The organism is Nonomuraea insulae (genome assembly GCF_042656245.1).
This window is the reverse complement of the sequence record NZ_JBHSPA010000079.1, coordinates 1-20076: the sequence shown is the minus strand read 5'-3', so window position 1 is coordinate 20076 and position 20076 is coordinate 1. Positions and strand designations below refer to the sequence as shown.

The following is a 20076-nucleotide window of genomic DNA, read 5'->3' as shown; positions in this document are numbered from 1 at the left end:
GTGGTATGGCTTGATTGCCGTACCACCACCTGATCGGAAAGGAACCTACACCAGTGGCGAAGCTACGCGTAGGGGTTGTCTCACCCGAGCGTGAGATCTGGTCGGGCGAGGCCGACATGGTGATTGCCAAGACCGTGGACGGCGAGATCGGTATTATGCCGCAACACGCACCTGTGCTCGGCGTCCTCGTCGAGGGCGGTGTGCTACGCGTGAAGCGGGAAGGCGAGCCGGAGCTGGTGGCGGCGGTGCACGGTGGGTTCATCTCCGTGGCCGACGACGAGGTTTCCGTGCTGGCCGAGGTGGCCGAGCTCGGTTCCGAGGTCGACGTCGCGGCGGCTCGCGACGCTCTCGACCGGGCTCAGGCCTCGATCGAGGCCAACCAGGAGGACGCCGACGCGGCGGTCGAGGCCAAGCGTGCCAAGGCTCGGCTGCGCGCGGCGGGCGAAGAGGTTTAATACTGTTCAAGCGGGTTCAGGGGGCGGCATGGTAGCGACGGTAGTGGTTCTCATAGTGCTGCTGGCCGCCCTCATATTCCTGCGGGGTGTGATGCTGGCCAGATCGCGGGGGAACATGCCCTGCCGGCTGCGTGAGGGAGAACGCGGATGGCAGAGCGGGGTAGCCCGCTACGCCGACGGGGAACTCCACTGGATTCCGCTCATGGGCATCCGACTCAGGCCGCGCCACGCTATCGCGAGGCGCGGCCTTGTTGTATCCGCCCGTCGCGAGATCGACGGCGGCCTGTTCGCCGTCGACTGCGGGGGCACCACCCGGGGGATCTCCCTGGGGATGAGCGCCGACGCCCTGACAGGGTTCCTGGCCTGGCTGGAATCCGCTCCCCCCAGCGCCTATCTCGACGTCGCCTGAAAACCTTCCATCCTCTACGCGCTGCCGTGGTCTGCCACCCGCCGTCCCCGGCCGGCACCTGTCCAGGGAAACGCCCTCTGACCGGTCAGTGGCGCGCCACCGTTACGGAGCGCCCCGCCGGCCGACTTCCGTGGCCAATCGTGAACCACGTAACCGGGCAAGGCGGGCTCGCGTAGCGGTGGGGCAGCGGTGATGGGTCAGAGGGCGTTTCCTGGAGGGCCGTCAGCCGAAGTGCGGCGGGTGGAGAGCCACGGCAGCGCGTAAAAGATGATGATTATGATCGGCTGCCGCCGGGCTTCCAGAGGATCTCGGTGCCGGCGTGGGCGACGCGGCAGGCGATGAAGAGCAGGTCGGACAGGCGGTTGAGATATTTCGCCGTGAGCGGGTTCATGTCGTCGTGCTCCTGCAGGGCCGCCCACGTCGTGCGCTCAGCCCTGCGGACCGTGACGCGGGCCACGTGCAGCGAGGCAGTGGCGGGGTCGCCGCCGGGCAGGATGAAGCTGCGCAGCGGTTGCAGATCGGCGTTGAGGCGGTCGCACTGCTCCTCCAGCCAGGTGATGTAGGACGCCTCCACCCGCAGCGGCGGGAACTCCGGGTTCTCGACGACGGGTGTGGCCAGGTCGGCCCCCACGTCGAACAGTTCGTTCTGCACCCGGATCAGCACCGCCACCAGGTCGGCGGAGAGCGTGCCGTGGGCGAGCGCGACCCCCAGGTGGGCGTTGGCCTCCTCCACGTCGGCGTAGGCCGCCAGCCGGGAATCGGTCTTCGAGGTCCGGCTCATGTCGACCAGCGCTGTGGTGCCGTCGTCGCCCGCACGGGTGTAGATGCGGGAGAGGACGACCGGCTTGTCCTTGTCGGCGCGCGTCATGGCCTCAGCGTAATGACAAATGTCATCCGGATCGCACGCGGGATCCACATGGGGCCGATGATTTCGGCGACTACCTGGTCGAACGCGGTTTGGGCCACTATTGACCCCATGATGAAGGAGATGACCTGATGCTCGAGATCAACGAGCTGCGCAAGCGTTTCACCGGGGGTCCCGACGCGCCTGGCGGCAAGGTCGCCCTGGACGGGATCAGCTTCGCCGTGCGGCCGGGTGAGATGTTCGGGTTCGTCGGCGCGAACGGCGCCGGCAAGACCACGACGATGCGCATCGTGATGGGCGTGCTCCAGGCAGACTCCGGCTCGGTGAGCTGGCGGGGTGAGCCCCTTGGCTACGACGACCGGCAGCGGTTCGGGTACATGCCTGAAGAGCGCGGGCTGTACCAGAAGATGCGGGTCGCCGACCAGATCGAGTACTTCGGCCGGTTGCACGGGCTGAGCGTGCAGGCCGCGAAGAAGGCCACCGACGACCTGCTGGAGCGGCTCGGGCTGACCGAGCGCAGGCGCGATGCCGTGCAGGCGCTGTCGCTGGGCAATCAGCAGCGCGTGCAGCTCGCCGTGGCGCTGGTGCACGAACCCGAGGTGCTGATCCTGGACGAGCCGTTCTCCGGGCTGGACCCGATCGCGGTGGACGCGCTGGCCGAGGCGCTGCAGGAGCGGTGCAGGGGCGGCGTTCCGGTGATCTTCTCCAGCCACCAGCTCGAACTGGTCGAGCGGCTGTGCGACTCGGTGGGCATCGTCTCCGCCGGCCGGATGGTGGCCACCGGAACCGTGGCCGACCTGCGGGCCGCGGAGGGCAACGCGTTGCGCGTGGTCGTCCGCGAGCCGGCTCCCGGCTGGGCCGACGGGCTGCCAGGGACGGTCACCGTGCAGGGGGATCGGCACACGTTGCGTACGACGGACGGCGACGACCAGGAGATCCTGCGCCGCGCCTCGAAGGCGGGGCGCGTCGAGCACTTCGGCGTCGAACAACCCACGCTCACCGAGATCTTCAAGGAGGCCGTGGCGTGAACGGACTGTTGCTGGTCGCCCGGCGCGAGATCACCACGCAGATCCGGACCAAGGCCTTCGTGATCGGCCTCCTCGTCACGGCCGTGCTGGTGGCGGTGGTCTCCTTCCTGCCGACGGTCATCGGCGGCGGCGACTCCTACACCATCGGCACCGTCAACTCCCAGCAGCTCCCGCTGCACACGGCGGCGCCGGAGGTGGACTTCGAGTGGCGCAAGTTCGCCGACGAGGCGGCCGCCAAGCAGGCCGTGCTCAACGGGGACGTGGACGCGGTGCTGGTCAACGGCACCAAGGTGTTCACCGACGGGGAGATCGACTCCCAGCTCGAAGTGCTCCTGCAGAGCGTCAACCGTGAGTTCAAGCTCGGCGCCGCCGGCGTGGCCATCCCGCGCTTGGAGATGCAGTCCGTGGGCGCGGACACCCGGTACGAGGGTGCTCGTCAGGCCGTCGCCACCCTGCTCGTCTTCGTGCTCTTCATGCTGATCATGGGGCAGGTCGTGGCGGTCGCCATGGGCGTGGTGGAGGAGAAGGGCAGCCGGATCGTGGAGATCCTGCTCTCCTCCGTACGGCCGTGGCAGCTGCTCGGCGGCAAGATCCTGGGGCTGGGCGTGCTCGGCCTGATCAACCTGTTCACGATCGCGGTGGTCGGGCTCGCCACGGCGGCGGCCTCCGGCAGCGCCGCGGACCTTCCTCCCGGAATGCCGGCGCTGGTGCTGGCGGTGCTGGTGTGGTTCGTGCTCGGATACGCCTTCTTCGCCACATTGTCGGCCGCGATGGCCTCCCTGGTCTCTCGTCAGGAAGAGGTCAGCACCGTGCTGACGCCGCTGACGATGATGATCATGGCCACGTACTTCGTGGCCTTCTACGTCAGCAACGAGCCCACGGGCACGCTGGCCACGGTGGTCTCCTACATCCCGCCGTTCTCCTCCATGATCATGCCGGTGCGGATGGCCGCGTCCGAGGTGCCCTTCTGGCAGGTGGGGCTGTCCATGCTGGTGATGCTGGCGGCCGTGGTCGCGGTCCTGTCCTTCGGGGCCAAGGTCTACGAGCGGGCGGTGTTGCGGACGGGCGCCCGGCTGAAACTCGGCGACGTGCTGCGTAGCCGGTAGATGAACGAGATCGAGCGGGCGCGGCGCATCACCTGGAAGGTGTTGATCTCGGGCTTCATCGCCCTGTGGGGGGTCATCGCCATCAACGTCGCGGTCGGTCTCGATGTGGGACTGATCGACTGGTGGCGTACCGCGCCCGCGCTGGTCGCCGCGGTCGGCTTCACCTGGCTCAGTCTCCGGAACATCAACGCGGTGCTGGACCGCCGCCGTTACCCCGCCAGAGAGGTGGTGGTGGCGGCGGTTCTCGCGTTGCTGGTGGCCGGCCTGGGCGGGGCCGACGCGCTGAGCTGGGGCTGGGTGATCGTGTGCTGGTTGTCCATCGCCACGCTGGAGCTCCCGCGGCGCACGGCCCGCCTGATCGCGCTGGGCACGTGGCTGGTCGGCGCCGCACTGTCCACGCTGGGGTGGGGGGTCAGCGTGGCCGCCGTGGGGTTCGGTCTGACGCCGGGTCAGCTGTTGCTCTTCAACACGCTGTTCTACGGGATCTTCTGCTGGCTTCAGCCCATGTCCAACAGGATCTGGATCTGGATCTGGTCGCTGGCGGAAGAGGCCCACAAGGGCCGGGAGGCGCACACGCGGCTGGCGCTGGCCGAGGAGCGGTTGCGCTTCGCCAGGGATCTGCACGATCTCGTGGGGCACCAGCTCTCCGCCATCGCGGTCAAGACCGAGCTGGCCGTACGGCTGTCGGACGTGGACACCGGCAAGGCCAAGACCGAGATGGCCGAGGTGAACCGGCTGACCAGGAAGGCGCTGAAGGACCTGCGGCAGGCCGTGCGCGGTTACCGCGAGCTTGACTTGGCCGCCGAACTGAATAGCGTGAAAGGAGTGCTCGAAGCGGCGGGGGTCCGCTGTGAGGTGCGGCTGCCCTACCGCGAGCTTCCTGACGGAGTGGAGCCGGTGTTCGCGTACGCGGTGCGCGAGGCGGTGACCAACGTTCTCAAGCACAGCACCGCTACGTTCTGCGACATCACGCTCCGCTTCACCGAGCGGGAGGCGGAGCTCGTCGTACGCAATGACGGGGTGGCCCGGCGGCAGGCCGCGGACCTGGGGAGCGGCCTGGCGGGGATGGGCGAGCGACTGGCCGCCGTGGGCGGCGAGATGACGGCGCATCCCACGCCGGATGGAGAGTTCCTGCTCAAGGCAGTCGTGTCATTGCCGATAGATGGGTAGGGGACTCACGACGAGGGTTCACCTCGTCGCGCGTTTCGCGCGGGGGTTTGACTACGCTACGTGCGTGACTGAGGAGGTGGCATGCGCGTCCGGGGCAATCCGAGGGCCCAGGTGGTGAGGATAGGCGCCCGGCTCGATGCCGGCACGTCGGCGGGAGTGCGTGAGCGGCTGCACGATGCGCTCGACTCCGGTGAGGGCGACCTGATCCTCGATCTCTCCAAGCTGGAGATGATCGACGCGACCGGTCTCGGAGTGCTGGTGGGCGCGCATCGGCGCGCGTTGAGCGTGCAACGCCGCCTCGTTCTTCGGGGGGTGCCACCGAGGATCATGCGGATACTCGCGGTGACCCGGCTGAATCGGGTGCTGCACGTGGAGGTTCCGGCTGCCGCGGTGGCCTGATGTGACATATCGGAGCGGGTAACGATCAGCCGTTACCCGCTCTTTCCTTACTTAGACAAAATGTAGATTTCGGTTGTCCGTGGACGCAAAAGCGCGAATGCGTTTCAACCGCCGCCGAGGCTGCGGTCGAAGATGTGCACGGCCACGGCGACGAGTTCGTCGATCTCCGGCTGCTCTTCGGTCAACAGCCATTCGATCAGCAGCTCTTGTAACGCCCCAATTACTCCCAGTGCAACCAGTCGCCGATTCAAGTTCGGGGCCAGCGGGAAATCGGCGGAGGCCTCTTCCACGAGCCGGGCGAAGGACTCCACCGCCCGCTGCCTCGACAGCGCCAGGACGTCTCCTGATCTGCGTACCTCGACGTGCATGATGCGAGCCCGCCGCCAGTCGGCCGTTGTGAACTCGATATATGCGCGAATCCCTCCCTTGACCCTTCCGTCGAGCGTGTGCGGCGCCTCCTGTAACGCCTTGGCAACGACGGCCAGGCTTTCCTCCACGCAGCGCTCGTGTAACGCCTGCAGGAGCTCCTCGCGGCCGCCGAAACATTCGTAGAAGGCGCGGTTGGAGATCCTGGCCTCCGAGCACAGCCTTTCGATGGTCGTCGCCGCGAAACCCGGCTTCGCGTATAGCGTGTACGCGGCCGTCATCAGCCGCTCCCGTCTGTCCGCCAGCCTTTGCTCAGCCGACATTCCCCGGTAAGACCGGTTCACATTCCACCCGTCCAACATGATCGTGGCCCCCAGAGCACACAATTATGGACGGATGATCGGTTTTGGGAAAGGGCAAGAAGATTATCTTTTACGTCGTCCGTGCAAGAACGTGACAAGCCTGACCAGTCGCTCAAGTTCGGCGGGGCCGCGGTTGAAGGAAGTCAGGTTCATCCCGGGCATCGCGAACCGCTGGCGGGAGATGGCCTTGGGCCTGGCGAACTCGCGCAGACCGTCGGCCCCGTGGATCCTGCCGAACCCGGAATCGCCGACTCCGCCGAAGGGCAGAGCGGGCACTCCGGCGAAGGAGATGACCGAGTTGATCGCCGTCATTCCGGTGCGCATCAGGCGGGCCAGCTCCGTCGCGCGGCGGGCGTCGCGGCTGAATATCGTGCCGCCCAGGCCGTACGCGGAGGCGTTGGCCAGCTCCAGCGCCTCCTGCGCGTCGCGGGTGCGCCGCACGGTGATGGTGGGGCCGAACGTCTCCTCGCGCACCGCGGGCGAGTCCTCGGGCACGTCCTCGACGATCACCGGATCCACGTACGGGCCCCGCACCGCGTCGGGGCCGCCCGTCACCGTCCTGCCCGACTTGGTGGCGTCGTCGATGTGCCGCTTGATGATGTCCACCTGGCCAGGCATCGTGATCGGGCCGTAGTCCTCGCCCGCCTTCACCTTTGTCGCCCCGGCGGTCAGCTCGCGCATGAAACTTTCATAGACGGCGTCCACGACGTAGACGCGTTCGACGCCCGCGCAGGTCTGGCCGGCGTTGGACATCGCGCCCCACAGGCAGGCGTCGGCGGCGGCCTTCAGGTCGGCGTCGGCGTCCACGATGAACGCGTCCTTGCCGCCGCACTCGGCCACGATCGGCGTCAGGTTCTCGGCGCAGGCCGCCATGACGCGCTTGGCCGTGGCCGTCGAGCCGGTGAAGGCCACCTTCTTGACCCTGGGATCGGCGGCCAGCGCGGCCCCCGTCTCGCCCAGGCCCGTGATGGTCTGGAACACCTCGTACTCGGGGACGGACTCCTGGAAGAGCTCGGCCAGGCGGACCCCGATGCCCGGGGTCAGCTCGCTGGGCTTGAAGACCACGGCGTTGCCCGCCGCGAGGGCGTAGGAGATGGAGCCCATGGGGGTGAAGATCGGGTAGTTCCACGGGCCGATGACGCCGACGACGCCGAGGGGGAGGTATTCGAGGGTGGCCGTCAGGTTGAGGCCGATCATGCCCGTCGCCACGCGGCGGCGGCCGAGGACCTTCTGGGCGTTGCGGGCGGCCCAGTCGAGGTGGGTGATGGCCAGGACGACCTCCAGGGTGGCGTCGCCGAGCGGCTTGCCCGTCTCCTGGTGGATCAGGGTGGTCAGGTCCCTGATGTTCTGGGTCAGGACCGCCTTGTAGTCGAGGAGCCGTCGCCTGCGCTCCGCCGGGGGCAGGGCGGCCCACCACGCGGCCGCCTCCTCGGCGCGGGCGACCGCCTGGTGGACGGTGTCGGGGGTGTGTTTGGGGTGACTGCCGACGATCTCGCCGGTAGCCGGGTTGAGTGAGTCGAACGTCACCGTGGTCATGGCGTCACGATAAACCGGTAACCCACCACTTACCAGGCGGCACTGCCGGCCGGGTTCCGTGGCCGTGTGCAGATAGCGGCCGCGGCGGCCGTGGTAGGGGCCTTGGCGCCGCTGATCCGGCCCCAGACCGCCGCGAACGCCGCGGAGGCGTAACGGGCAGCGTCGAGGACGATATGCCCGTCAGCGCCCCCACAGGCGTTCCCGGCGTGGAAGTCAGAAGAGGGTGGGATTCTCGGGCTCGATGCCGCGCAGGGAGGCGTAGTCGAGCGTGACGCAGGAGATGCCCCGGTCGGTGGCGAGCACGCGCGCCTGGGGCTTGATCTCCTGAGCCGCGAAGACGCCGCGGACAGGGGATATCAGCGGATCGCGGTTGAGGAGCTCCAGGTAGCGGGTGAGCTGCTCGACGCCGTCGATCTCGCCCCGCCGCTTGATCTCCACGGCGACCGTCGCGCCCGTCGCGTCCCTGCACAGGATGTCCACGGGACCGATCGCCGTCATGAACTCGCGGCGGATCAGCGAATATCCGTCGCCCAGCGTCGTGATGTGCTCGGCGAGCAGCTCCTGCAGGTGGGCCTCCACGCCGTCCTTGATCAGCCCCGGGTCCACCCCCAGCTCGTGGCTGGAGTCATGGAGGATCTCCTCCATGGTCAGCACCAGCTTCTCGCTGGTCTTGCCGTGCGTGACGGTCCAGGTCTCGCCGTCCTCCTTGAGCTTGCACGGCGGGTTCATCCAGTTGAGCGGCTTGAACGCGCGGTCGTCGGCGTGGATGCTCACGCTGCCGTCCGCCTTGATGAGCACAAGCCTTGGCGCCATCGGCAGATGTGCCGTGAGCCGTCCGATGTAATCCACGCTGCAGCGCGCGATGACCAGCCGCATGACGGTCCACCTTAGTGCCTCTGGAAAACTGGACGCATGGCGTTCGAACGAGTGGGAGTGGTCGGGCTCGGCACCATGGGTGCCGGGATCGCCGAGGTGTTCGCGCGGGCGGGGCTGCGCGTGATCGGCGCGGAGGCCGATGCCGAGGCGCTGGCCAGGGGAAGAGGGCATCTCGAACGCTCCACCTCGCGCGCCGTGGACAAGGGCAGGCTCACCCCCGAGCGGCGGGAGGAGATCCTGGGCCGGGTGACGCTGACCACCTCCCGCGAGGACCTGCGCGACGCCGATCTGGTCGTCGAGGCCATCCCGGAGATCCTCGACTACAAGATCTCCCTGTTCCGTGACCTCGACGGCATCTGCAAGCCCGAGACCGTGCTGGCCACCAACACCTCCTCCCTGTCGGTCACCGCCATCGCCGCCGCCACCGGCCGCCCAGACCGGGTGATCGGCATGCACTTCTTCAATCCCGCGCCGGTGATGCGCCTGGTCGAGGTCGTGGGGACGGTGGTGAGCGAGCCGGACGTCGTCCGGGAGATCGCGGAGCTGGCGGAGCGCCTGGGCAAGACGGCCGTGACGGTGGGGGACCGGGCCGGGTTCGTGGTCAACCGGCTGCTGCTGCCCTATCTCAACCACGCCACCGTGCTGATGGAGCTGGGCGTGGCCGGGCGCGACGACATCGACGTGGCGATGAAGCTGGGCGCGGGGCTGCCGATGGGCCCGTTCGCGCTGCTGGACCTGATCGGGCTCGACACCTCCTACGAGGTGATGGAGGTGCTGTTCGACGAGACCCGCGATCGCCGGCACGCGCCCTCGCCCCTGCTGCGGGAGCTGGTCACCGCCGGGTTGCTGGGGCGCAAGTCGGGGCGCGGGTTCTACGGCGAGGAGACCGCTCATCCGCGCGGCCCGGCGCGTTCGGGGGTGACCACGTTCGACGTGGCAGGCGGCCCCGGCGCCGAGGAGCTGGCGGAGCGGCTGGGGGCGGCCGGGTTCAAACGTTCCGCGAACGGCGACGTCGTGTTGCGGCTCGACGACCGGCCTGTGGTCGAGCACGCCGTACGCCTGCGCGACCCCGCCACGATGCTCGGCGTGCACCTCGTCGGCGACCGGGTGGCCGAGCTCGCCCGCACGGCACTGACCTCCGACGAGGCGGTCGGCGGGGCCATCGACCTGATGAAGGTCCTGGGGCTGGATCCGGTGCCGGTCAAGGACAGGGCCGGGTTCGTGGTGGACGCGCTGCTGTTCCCCTATCTGAACGACGCCGTGCGCATGCATGACTCGGGGTATGCCTCGATCGACGACATCGACGCGGCCATGCGCCTGGGCTGCGGCTACCCGGCCGGGCCCTTCGAGCTGCTGGAGTCCCTGGGCCTGGCCCGCGTACGCGACGGGCTGCGGGCACTCTACGCCGAGTATCGTGAGCCGGCCTTCGCCCCCGCCCCCCTGCTCGACCAGCTCGTCACCGCCGGCGCGAGCGAGTTCCCGCGCCGATGAGCCCTCGCCGCGCCCGCCGCAGGGAGTCCTCCCGCCCCTTCGGCTTCCCTACCGGCTTGGACAAAGTGGAGGAATGGCCTGACGGCGAGTGGAAAGTGCGCATGCTCAACGGCGGCTCCTCGGACAAGAACTACCGCTGTCCGGGTTGCGACCAGGAGATCCGCAGTGGCCAGCCGCACATCGTGGCCTGGCCGAACTGGCCGGGCGGTGACGAGGAACGCCGCCACTGGCACTCGGCCTGCTGGCGTAAGAGACTCGATCGCGGCCACGGCCGCAGCCGCTACTGAAGGGATCGATGGTGGAGATTCGCGCGGCGTCCGTGCTGCCCGCCCGGCGTGAGCCGATCGAGCTGCACACGGGCGACGGCCTGACCCTGGTCGGCGAGCTGGCCCAGCCCCTCGACCGGCCGCCCGTGGCGACACTGGTTACCCTGCACCCGCTGCCCACCCACGGCGGGTTCATGGACAGCCACGTCTACAAGAAGGCCGCCAACCGGTTGCCCGCGCTCGCCGACCTGGCCGTGCTGCGCTTCAACACCCGGGGCACCTCCTCCGATCGCGGCACCTCGGAGGGGGCGTTCGACGGGGGCGAGGGGGAGCGGTTCGACGTGGCCGCTGCGCTGGAGTACGCCGAATTCCACGACCTGCCGCACGTGTGGGTGGTCGGCTGGTCGTTCGGCACCGAGCTGACGCTGAAGTGGGCCCACGATCCGCTGGTGGAGGGCGCGATCCTGCTGTCGCCGCCGCTGCACAGGGCCACCGACGCCGACCTGGACGCCTGGGCGCGGTTCGGGCGGCCGCTGGTGGCGCTGGTGCCCGAGTTCGACGACTACCTGCGGCCCGAGGAGGCCCGCGGCAGGTTCGCCCGCGTGCCGCAGGCGGAGGTCATCGGGGTCGACGGGGCCAAGCACCTGTGGGTGGGGGAACCGTACGTGCGCATCGCCCTGAACGAGATCGTCAAGCGGGTCAACCCGGTCGCCTGGCCGCTGCCCACGGAGGTATGACGGATATCTCCGTATTAGTGGTGATCGTGAAGAATTCCTTGAGCAGAATGACCAGAAGTCTGGACCTGCGCCTGGGTGAGGGTAAGAATCCGATCGTCAACCGAAGATCGTGGAGACGCCGGGCGGTCGCTGTCCGCGCGTAATCCCCAGCTCAGTATGGGCGAGGAACGTATGCGGGTAGTGCACGGGCTGGTTGCGGCGGCGTTATCTATCACGACGATGGCAGTGGTCCATCCAGCTGTCGCCGAGCCCGAACGGGCCGCGACCACACAGACTCCTGATCCGGTCACACAGACTCCTCCTGAGACGGAGCGGGCAGCGGTCGCGCAGGCCAGAACGCGGGGCGGCCCCGTCGAGGTCGAGTCGATGCGCAGCGAGACCCGCACGGTCTACGCCCAGCCGGACGGCACGCTCTCCATGGAGCTGAACGTCCGCCCGATCCGCGTGCGCAAGGACGACCGCTGGGTCCCCGTGGACACCACGCTCCGCCTGCGCCCCGACGGCGCCGTCGAGCCCGTGGCCGCCGCGGTCGGCCTGACGCTCTCCGGCGGCGGCAGCGCCCCGCTGGCCCGCCTGTCGCGCGGCGCCAAGTCCATGGACATCGGCTGGACGGGCACGCTGCCCAAGCCGACGCTGAAGGGCGACACCGCCACCTACGCCGAGGTCATGCCCGGCGTGGACCTGCAGGTCACCGCGGACGTGGACGGCTTCTCGCACGTCCTGGTGGTCAAGTCGCGGGCCGCCGCGGCGAACATGACGGAGCTGACGTTCCCGCTGACCGTCAAGGGTCTGACGCTGGAGTCGGACAAGGCGGGCAACCTGGAGGCCACCGACGCGAACGAGGGCACGATCTTCATCGCCCCCACGCCGAAGATGTGGGACTCCGAGGGCATCACGAGCCAGCAGGCGCTCAAGGAGGGCCGCTCCCCGGAGGCGCGGGAGGCCACGATGGGCGTGGAGCTGGCGGGCAAGAAGCTGCGGCTGCGGCCGGATCGCAAGATGATGACGGATCCCGGGACGAAGTTCCCCGTCTATCTGGACCCGTACTTCTCGGCCGCGCGCAACGCCTGGACCGCGGTGTGGAGCAACTGGCCCAACTCCAACTACCTCAACTCCAGCGACGTCGCCAGGGTAGGGCACGTCGAGTCGCAGAAGAACCGCACGTTCTACCAGATGAACACCGGCACGGCCATCCACGGCAAGCAGATCATCAAGGCCACGCTGCGTACGTATGAGACGTGGTCGTACTCGTGCACCGCCCGCAACGTCGAGGCGTGGGCCACCAACACCATCAGCAAGGCCACCACCTGGAACAAGCAGCCCGCGTGGGTCACCAAGCTGGCCACCGTGAACGTGGCCAAGGGCTGGGGCCCGAAGTGCCTGCCCGGCGGCGTGGAGTTCGACGTCACCCCGCAGGTGGTGAACGCCGCCGCCAACAACTGGGCCAACGTCACCATCGGCCTGCGGGCCACCAGCGAGACCGACGTCTACGCCTGGAAGAAGTTCAAGAACAACCCGAGCCTGGTCATCGAGTACAACTCGCTGCCCGGCGCCCCCGTGGCCGCCGACGCGTGGTCGGACCCGGGCGGCCCCTGTGTCTCCGGTGACGACCGCCCGGTGATCAGCACCCCCACGCCCAAGCTGTGGGCCAAGCTGAAGGACGCCGACAACTCCGTCAAGGGCCGTTTCGAGTGGTACGACGCCGCGGGCACCAAGAGCGGCGAGTACGTCACCCCGCTCGGCTCCTCCGGCACCGCCTTCTCCGCCACGATCCCGCAGGCCCTGTATGTCGACGGCGCCCTGGTCCGCTGGCGCGTCCGAGCCGAGGACGGCAAGGCCAACAGCGCCTGGAGCCCCTGGTGCGAGGCCACCGTGGACGCCACGGCCCCGGGCAGGGAGCCCGAGGTCTCCTCACCGCAGTTCACGGAGAACGCCTGGAGCGACGGCGTCGGACTCCCCGGAACGTTCACCTTCGGCCCGAACGGCGTCGCCGACGTGGCCACGTACGTGTGGGGCCTGGACACCACGCCGAAGGCCGAGGTCGCGCCCGCCGCGGACGGCACGGCCACGATCGCGCTGACGCCGCGCCACGACGGACCCAACGTGCTGTCGGTGCGCAGCAAGGACCGCGCGGGCCAGTCCGGACCCATCCGCACCTACGTCTTCAACGTCAACGGCGGCAAGGGCCCCAGCGGCCACTGGCCGATGGACGACGGCCAGGGCACGGTGGCGGCCGACGCGGCCGGCGCCCACCCGGCCACGCTCACCGGCGCCACCTGGACGCCGGGTAAGAACGGCACGGCGCTGAAGCTCGCCAACGCCTACGCCAGGACCTCGGGCCCCGTCATCGACACCGGACGCAACTACACCGTCACCGCCTGGGCCCGCCTGACCGGCTCCGCCGCGACCGCCACCGCCGTCACCCAGGAGGGCGGCAGGACGGGGGCGTTCGCGCTGCAGTACTCCAAGACCAACGACCGCTGGGCGCTTGGCGTGACCGGCTCCGACGCGGACGCCGCACCGGTGACGCGCGCGCTGTCGGCCGCCGCGCCGAGGCTGAACGAATGGACCCACCTGACAGGCGTCTACGACTCCGCGGCCGGCCAGATCTCGCTCTACGTGAACGGCCGGCTGGAGTCCACGGTCGCCGTCACCGCACCATGGAACGCCACAGGCCCCCTGACGATCGGCCGCGGAAAGGTCGCAGGGGCGGCTTCGGAATACTGGCCGGGAGACGTGGACGAGGTGCGGGTCTACGGCCGCGCCATGTTCGCCGACGAGGTCGCCGATCTGGTCAACAGCGCTGCCACGCTGGTCGGCCACTGGAAGCTGGATGAGGAGTCCGGCACCTCGGCGGCCGACTCCTCCGGCCGGGCGAGCGCTGCGACGCTCTCCGGAGCCGCCTCGTGGACGTCGGGCTGGCTGGACGGCGCGCTCGCGCTGGACGGCGTGAACGGCTACGCCCAGACGACCGGGCCCGTGGTCAACACCAGGACGGGCTTCACCGTCAGCGCCTGGACCCAGCTCGACTACCTGCCGACCCGTGACACGGCGGCCGTGGCGCAGCCGGGCGGCAGGGCCGCCGGGTTCCAGCTCGGCTTCGACAAGGAACAGGGCCGGTGGACGCTCGGCATGGCCGCCGCCGACACCGACACCGCCGCACTCGTACGGACCCGGTCGGACGCCATCCCGAACCCCCTGGAGTGGACCCACATCGCCGGTGTGTACGACGCGCTGGCCGGTCAGCTCCGCATCTACGTCAACGGCCGCCTGTCCACCACGACCATCACCGATCATCTGAGCGCGTGGAACGCCACCAGCCCGCTGCAACTGGGCCGGACGAAGGCCGCGGGCGTCTTCACCGGCTACTGGCCGGGGACCGTCGACGACGTCCGCACCTATGACGGCGTGCTGAGCGCCGAGCAGATTGCCCAGCTAGCCGCACAGTAATCCCGATTCGCACCCCCCTCGCTGGGAGAGGTTCAATGGACCCGGATGAGTTAAACCTGCCCGAATCCCGCTGGAATCGCCCTCCGTCTGCCGTCGAACCCGAACTTCCCGACCCCTCCTGGAACCGATTCCAGGAGGCCAAGCGAGAGTCACCCTGGCCGCGCCGGCTCGCGACCGTGCTCTCGGTCATCCTGATCGCGCCGGTCGCCTACGCCATGCCGGCCCAGGCCGCCTCCCGTCCGACCCCGTCCACGCAGAAGGAGAGCCCGGTCACGGGCACGAAGGTGCCGGTCCTTCCCCCGATGGCCGATCCCGTGCAGAAACAGGCGTGGAAGGCGCCACCGGGCGTCACCTGGCCCAAACCGCAGAAGGCGGAGCTGGGCGGCGGCGTCAGCACCTTGGCGGCCGGATTCCCCGTCAAGCTCGCCTCCCAGAAAGCCGCTGACCCGGTCGGTGTCGAACTGCTCGACACCGACCGCCTCGGCCCGGCGATGCGCGTCACGCCGGGCCAGGGAGTGTCGCTCAAGGCGGCGGGCAAGACCCGCCTGGAGATCGACTACTCCGGCTTCCGCTACGCCTACGGCGGCGACTACGGCGCCCGCCTCGGCATGGTCAAGATCGAGGAGTGCGCGCTCAAGGCCGCGACCCTCGCGAACTGCCCGCAGCCGGAGCCGGTGAAGAGCGAGAACAACGCCAAGGACGGCACGCTGACCGCCGAGGTCCAGACCGGCGCCGTGTACGCGCTGGCCGCCGCCCCCTCCGGCCAGTCCGGCGACCACTCCGCCACCTCCCTGGCGCCCACGGCGGACTGGAGCGTCGGCACCCAGACCGGCGACTTCACCTGGAACTACGACATGCGCACCCCGCCCGCGCTGGGCGGCGACGAGCCGGACATCGCGCTGGGCTACTCCTCGCAGAGCGTGGACGGCCGCACCGCCTCCACCAACAACCAGGCGTCGTGGGCCGGTGAGGGCTTCGAGCTCAACCCGGGCGGCTACGTCGAACGCCGCTACAAGTCCTGCATGATCGACGGCAAGAAGACCGGCGACCTGTGCTGGGACCAGGACAACGCCACCCTGTCGCTCGGCAACTCCTCCGTCGAGCTGGTCAAGGACGCCACGACCAAGCAGTGGCGGCCCAAGCGCGACGACGGCACCCGCATCGAGGCCCTCACCGGCGCCACCAACGGCGACAACAACGGCGAGTACTGGCGGGTCACCACGGCCGACGGCACCCAGTACAGCTTCGGCCTGAACCGGCTGCCCGGCTGGGCCACCGGCAAGGCCGAGACCAAGTCGGTGCAGACGGTGCCGGTGTTCGGCAACAACAGCGGCGAGCCCTGCTACTCCAGCACCCCGGCCAACGCCTGGTGCCAGCAGGCCTACCGGTGGAACCTCGACTACGCCGTGGACAGCCACGGCAACGCCAGCACGTACTGGTACACGCAGGAGAAGAACTACTACGGCCGCAACATGAAGCCCGAACTGGGCACCGTGTACGACCGCTCCGCCTACCTGAACCGCATCGACTACGGCTACCTGTCCGGCGAGCTGTTCACCAAGACGCCCGCGGCCCGCGTGGTGTTCGACGTGGCCGAGCGCTGCCTGCCCAGCGGCACGATCACCTGCGCCGCGACCGAGCTGAAGAAGGAGACCGCCAGTAGCTGGCCGGACGTGCCGTTCGACCAGATCTGCGACTCGGGCGTGAAGTGCACCGACCGCCTGGCCCCGACCTTCTTCACCCGCAAGCGGCTGACCAAGGTCACCACCCAGGTCCGCAACGCCGCCGGCGCGTTCTACCCGGTGGACTCCTGGGCGCTGACCCACCAGTTCCCCGCCACGGGTGACGGGCTGAGCCCGTCGTTGTGGCTGGCCTCGGTGCAGCAGACCGGCCTCGTGGGCGGCACGATCACGCTGCCCAAGACCACCTTCATCGGCGTGCAGCTGCCCAACCGGGTGGACGCCAACGAGGGCCGCGCCCCGCTGGTCAAGTGGCGCGTCCAGGCGGTGAACAACGAGACCGGCGGCGAGTTGCGGATCAACTACGCCCCCGCCGAGTGCAAGCCCGGCGAGTTGCCGGCCGCCGACAAGAACGCCAAGCTGTGCTTCCCGCAGCGCTGGGCCCCGCCGAACGAGGCTGAGGTCACCGACTGGTTCCACAAGTACGTGGTGGCCCAGACGATCGAGGTGGACCGCGTCGCGGCCTCGCCGAACGTCGTCACCGGCTACGAGTATCTCGACGGCGCCGCCTGGCACTACGCCGACAACATCCTGGTCAAGCCCGAGCACCGCACGTGGGCCGACTTCCGCGGCTTCGGCCGGGTACGGGTGCGCGAGGGCGACGGCCAGGACACCAAGCGCACGCTCACGGAGTTCCGCTACTTCCGCGGCATGCACGGCGACAAGCAGGCCGACGGCTCCAAGCGCGTCGCGCAGGTCGAGGACACCGAGGGCGTCAAGGTCGACGACCTCGACCAGTACGCCGGCTTCGAGCGCGAGGAGGTCATGCACGACGGCGACGGCGGGGCCGTCCTGACCGCGACCGTCGAGCAGCCGTGGTCGCTCAAGACCGCGGAGTCCACGCAGGGCGGCGTCACCAAGACGGCGCACATCGTCGAGGCCAAGTCCATGGTCACCCGGACCGCGCTGCCGGGGGACAAGTGGCGGCGTACCGGGGAAGAGCGCACCTACGACACCCAGGGCCTGCTCGCCACGGTGGACGAGAAGGGCGACCTGGCCACCGCGGACGACGACGAGTGCACGCGCTACACCTACGCCCGCGACGACACCTCCTGGATGCTGGACTACACCAGCCGGGTCCAGAAGGTCGCCGCGGGCTGCGGCACCGCCGTGTCCACGCTGGCCGCCGGTGAGGTCATCTCCGACGAGAAGGTCCAGTACGACGGCAAGGCGTTCGGCCAGGCGCCCACCAAGGGCGACGTGACCACCGTCCAGCAGGTCGTCACCGCCGAGGGCGCGACGATCAACGACAGCGTCCACACCTACGACGTCTACGGCCGCGAGACCAGCGAGACCGACCCGGTCGGCACCAAGTCCACCACCGCCTACACCCCGGCCACGGGCGCGCTCGCGACCGAGGTCACCGAGACCAACCAGCTCGGCCATGCCGAGCGCACCGTCGTGGAACCCGCCTGGGGCGAGCCCGTCGCGGAGATCGACGCCGCGGGCCGCCGCGTGGACATGGAGCACGACGCGCTCGGCCGCCTGGTCAAGGTCTGGCAGCCGGACCGCAGCAAGGCGGCGGGACAGTCGCCCAGCACCGAGTACTCCTACGTCATGCGCACCGACGGACCCAGCGTGGTGACCACCAAGACGCTGGGCGCCGACGGCGTCTACACCGCCAGCCACGAGCTGTACGACGGCCTCATGCGCGAGCGCCAGACCCAGGAACCCGCGCCCAGGGACGACCAGACGCAGGACCCCGCCCTGCGCGACGGCCGCACGATCACCGACACCTTCTTCAACTCCCAGGGCGAGCAGTACAAGTCGAACACCGGCTACTTCTCCACCGGGACGCCCGCCACCGAGCTGCTGGCGGTCGCGGACGCCGCCGTGCCCGCGCAGGTCGTGTCCTCCTTCGACGGCGCCGGTGAGATGAACGCCCAGGTGCTCAAGGCGAAGGGCGTGGAGAAGTACCGGGCCACGGCCAAGCAGGAGGGCGACAGGATCCACGTCACGCCGCCCGCGGGCGGCACGGCGACCACCCGCATCGGCGACGCCGAGGACCGGCTCATCGAGCTGCGCCAGTACAAGGGCGCGACCCCGACCGGCGAGTACGAGTCCACCAAGTACACCTACGACCACGCCGGCCGCCTGTCCACGGTGACCGATCCGGCGGGCAACGTCTGGCGGCACCACTACGACTTCCGCGGCCGGGAGATCAAGTCGGAGGACCCGGACAAGGGCGTCACGACGATGGCGTACAACGACGCCGACGAGATCGTCACCACCACCGACGCCCGCGGCAAGACCCTGTGGTACGGCTACGACCAGCTCGGCCGCAAGACGCAGATGCGCGAGAGCTCGGAGACGGGTCCGCTGCTGGCCGAGTGGAAGTACGACGCCCTGGCCAAGGGTCACATGAACGCCAGCGTCCGTTACGTGGGCGGGCAGGCGTACACGGCCGAGATCAACGCCATCGACGCCGACTACCGCGCGCTGCGCCAGACGGTCACCGTCCCCCAGCGTGAGGGCAAGCTGGCCGGCTCGTACGTGCTCAACACCCGCTACACGATCGACGACCAGGTCCAGTCCGTCAGCTTCCCGGCCGCGGGCGGCCTGGCGGAGGAGTCGGTCGTCTACAGCTACGACGAGCTGAGCCAGCCGACCAAGGTCACCGGCCTGTCGTCGTACGTGACCGCGACCCGCTACTCCAAGCTGGGCGAGACCCTGCAGTACGAGCTCGGCACCGGCAACAAGAAGACCTGGCTCACCTACACCCACGACGAGACCACCCGCAGGATGACCGGCATGCGGCTGGACAGGGAGGGCGCCACCGCGACCGACCTGGACCTCAGCTACTCCTACGACGCCGTCGGCAACGTCACCAAGATCTCCGACAAGGCCAGTGGCCAGGACACGCAGTGCTTCGGCTATGACCACCTGCGCCGCATGACCTCGGCGTGGACGGCCACCGACGACTGCGCCTCCGGCACCCCGACGTCCGGCAAGATCGGCGGCGTGGCCCCGTACGCGGTCAGCTACGCCTACGACGCCACCGGCAACCGGACCAAGGAGACCAAGCACGCCTGGGGCGGCGGAAGCCAGACGGTCCGCGACTACACCTACCCGCAGCAGGGCGGCCAGCAGCCGCACGCTCTCAAGAGCGTCGGCGCCGACCTGTTCGAGTACGACGTCTCGGGCAACACCACCCGGCGCAAGATCGGCACCTCGGACCAGAGCCTGATCTGGGACGCCGAGGGCAACCTGGAGTCGGTGACGGAAGCGGGCAAGACCACGTCGTTCGTCTACGACGCGGACGGCGACCGCCTGCTCCGCAAGACCCCGACCGACGCCACCCTCTACATCGACGACATGGAGCTGCGCCTCGACTACGCCAAGGACGTCGTCGAGCAGACCCGCTACTACACCATCAACGACCAGCCCGTCGCGGTGCGCACGCCGGACAACCAGGTCTACTTCCTGGCCAACGACCACCAGGGCACCGCGCAGGCCGCGGTGAACGCCGGCAACGGCGAACTGGCCATCCGCAGGCAGACCCCGTTCGGTGAGGACCGAGGGACACCACCGCCATGGTGGCCGGGACAACGCGGATTCGTCGGCGGCACGCAGGACACGACGATCGGGCTCGTCCACCTCGGCGCCCGCGAGTACGACCCCAAGCTCGGCCGTTTCCTCTCGGTCGACCCGGTGATCGACGAGGAGGACCCGCAGCAGCTCAACGCCTACGCCTACGCCAACAACAGCCCGGTCACCATGAGCGACCCCGACGGCCAGCTCTTCTGGATCGTCGTGGGCATCGCGGCCAGGATCGCGGCCCGCATCATCGCCAGGAAGCTCGCCCAGGCGGCGGCCAGGCG

Annotated in this window: 15 protein-coding genes; 11 read left to right on the top strand and 4 right to left on the bottom strand. The window is 69.3% G+C overall.

Features of this window, described 5'->3' with window-relative positions:
* Window positions 1-53: 53 nt before the first annotated feature.
* On the top strand, window positions 54-455 hold the full coding sequence (locus ACFPZ3_RS51555) for a F0F1 ATP synthase subunit epsilon (protein WP_379521785.1): 402 nt from the start codon (window positions 54-56) through the stop codon (window positions 453-455).
* Between the two features lie 28 nt (window positions 456-483).
* Window positions 484-864 carry a DUF2550 domain-containing protein gene (locus ACFPZ3_RS51550; RefSeq protein ID WP_379521784.1) on the top strand — a complete coding sequence of 127 codons (381 nt, stop codon included), beginning with the start codon at window positions 484-486 and terminating at the stop codon, window positions 862-864.
* 274 nt (window positions 865-1138) lie between these two features.
* Here the strand turns inward: ACFPZ3_RS51550 and ACFPZ3_RS51545 are convergent, their stop codons facing one another.
* On the bottom strand, window positions 1139-1732 hold the full coding sequence (locus ACFPZ3_RS51545; protein ID WP_379521783.1) for a cob(I)yrinic acid a,c-diamide adenosyltransferase: 594 nt from the start codon (window positions 1730-1732) through the stop codon (window positions 1139-1141).
* 128 nt (window positions 1733-1860) lie between these two features.
* Between ACFPZ3_RS51545 and ACFPZ3_RS51540 the strand changes: the two genes are divergently transcribed.
* The 4 genes from ACFPZ3_RS51540 (at window position 1861) to ACFPZ3_RS51525 (ending at window position 5432) form a co-directional block, all read left to right on the top strand.
* Window positions 1861-2757 (top strand): ABC transporter ATP-binding protein, encoded by an 897-nt coding sequence (locus ACFPZ3_RS51540; protein WP_379521782.1) that lies wholly within the window; start codon window positions 1861-1863, stop codon window positions 2755-2757.
* Window positions 2754-3863 carry an ABC transporter permease gene (locus ACFPZ3_RS51535; RefSeq protein WP_379521781.1) on the top strand — a complete coding sequence of 370 codons (1110 nt, stop codon included), beginning with the start codon at window positions 2754-2756 and terminating at the stop codon, window positions 3861-3863. Before ACFPZ3_RS51540 ends, ACFPZ3_RS51535 begins: the two co-directional genes overlap by 4 nt.
* Window positions 3864-5033: a sensor histidine kinase gene (locus tag ACFPZ3_RS51530; protein WP_379521780.1), complete on the top strand. Its 1170-nt coding sequence runs from the start codon at window positions 3864-3866 to the stop codon at window positions 5031-5033.
* Window positions 5034-5114: 81 nt separating this feature from the next.
* Complete coding sequence (locus ACFPZ3_RS51525; RefSeq protein ID WP_379521779.1) at window positions 5115-5432, top strand: STAS domain-containing protein; 318 nt, start codon at window positions 5115-5117, stop codon at window positions 5430-5432.
* Between the two features lie 104 nt (window positions 5433-5536).
* Here ACFPZ3_RS51525 and ACFPZ3_RS51520 read toward each other — a convergent pair whose 3' ends face one another.
* From ACFPZ3_RS51520 to nucS, 3 genes are all read right to left on the bottom strand, one after another.
* Window positions 5537-6079, bottom strand: coding sequence for a TetR/AcrR family transcriptional regulator (locus ACFPZ3_RS51520; RefSeq protein ID WP_379521778.1), 543 nt, complete (start codon window positions 6077-6079; stop codon window positions 5537-5539).
* A 144-nt stretch (window positions 6080-6223) separates the two neighbouring features.
* Window positions 6224-7696 (bottom strand): aldehyde dehydrogenase family protein, encoded by a 1473-nt coding sequence (locus ACFPZ3_RS51515; RefSeq protein WP_379521777.1) that lies wholly within the window; start codon window positions 7694-7696, stop codon window positions 6224-6226.
* 213 nt (window positions 7697-7909) lie between these two features.
* Window positions 7910-8572, bottom strand: coding sequence for an endonuclease NucS (gene nucS, locus ACFPZ3_RS51510; protein WP_379521776.1), 663 nt, complete (start codon window positions 8570-8572; stop codon window positions 7910-7912).
* A 36-nt stretch (window positions 8573-8608) separates the two neighbouring features.
* On the opposite strand from nucS, the gene ACFPZ3_RS51505 reads away from it, so the two are divergent.
* The 5 genes from ACFPZ3_RS51505 to ACFPZ3_RS51485 all read left to right on the top strand — a co-directional run.
* Window positions 8609-10063 carry a 3-hydroxyacyl-CoA dehydrogenase family protein gene (locus ACFPZ3_RS51505; RefSeq protein ID WP_379521775.1) on the top strand — a complete coding sequence of 485 codons (1455 nt, stop codon included), beginning with the start codon at window positions 8609-8611 and terminating at the stop codon, window positions 10061-10063.
* A 56-nt stretch (window positions 10064-10119) separates the two neighbouring features.
* A complete protein-coding gene (locus ACFPZ3_RS51500; RefSeq protein ID WP_379521774.1) occupies window positions 10120-10350 on the top strand; it encodes an ATP/GTP-binding protein in 231 nt (76 codons plus the stop codon).
* Window positions 10351-10361: 11 nt separating this feature from the next.
* Window positions 10362-11066, top strand: coding sequence for an alpha/beta hydrolase (locus ACFPZ3_RS51495; RefSeq protein WP_379521886.1), 705 nt, complete (start codon window positions 10362-10364; stop codon window positions 11064-11066).
* 219 nt (window positions 11067-11285) lie between these two features.
* Complete coding sequence (locus ACFPZ3_RS51490) at window positions 11286-14516, top strand: LamG-like jellyroll fold domain-containing protein (protein ID WP_379521773.1); 3231 nt, start codon at window positions 11286-11288, stop codon at window positions 14514-14516.
* A 176-nt stretch (window positions 14517-14692) separates the two neighbouring features.
* On the top strand, window positions 14693-20076 hold a 5384-nt coding region (locus ACFPZ3_RS51485; protein WP_379521772.1), incomplete at its 3' end, for an RHS repeat domain-containing protein.

Coding starts and splice junctions, on each gene's coding strand:
- ACFPZ3_RS51550 (WP_379521784.1), top strand. CDS start 484: ATGGTAGCGACGGTAGTGGTTCTCATAGTGCTGCTGGCCGCCCTCATA.
- ACFPZ3_RS51545 (WP_379521783.1), bottom strand. CDS start 1,732: ATGACGCGCGCCGACAAGGACAAGCCGGTCGTCCTCTCCCGCATCTAC.
- ACFPZ3_RS51540 (WP_379521782.1), top strand. CDS start 1,861: ATGCTCGAGATCAACGAGCTGCGCAAGCGTTTCACCGGGGGTCCCGAC.
- ACFPZ3_RS51530 (WP_379521780.1), top strand. CDS start 3,864: ATGAACGAGATCGAGCGGGCGCGGCGCATCACCTGGAAGGTGTTGATC.
- ACFPZ3_RS51525 (WP_379521779.1), top strand. CDS start 5,115: ATGCGCGTCCGGGGCAATCCGAGGGCCCAGGTGGTGAGGATAGGCGCC.
- ACFPZ3_RS51520 (WP_379521778.1), bottom strand. CDS start 6,079: ATGACGGCCGCGTACACGCTATACGCGAAGCCGGGTTTCGCGGCGACG.
- ACFPZ3_RS51515 (WP_379521777.1), bottom strand. CDS start 7,696: ATGACCACGGTGACGTTCGACTCACTCAACCCGGCTACCGGCGAGATC.
- nucS (WP_379521776.1), bottom strand. CDS start 8,572: ATGCGGCTGGTCATCGCGCGCTGCAGCGTGGATTACATCGGACGGCTC.
- ACFPZ3_RS51505 (WP_379521775.1), top strand. CDS start 8,609: ATGGCGTTCGAACGAGTGGGAGTGGTCGGGCTCGGCACCATGGGTGCC.
- ACFPZ3_RS51490 (WP_379521773.1), top strand. CDS start 11,286: ATGGCAGTGGTCCATCCAGCTGTCGCCGAGCCCGAACGGGCCGCGACC.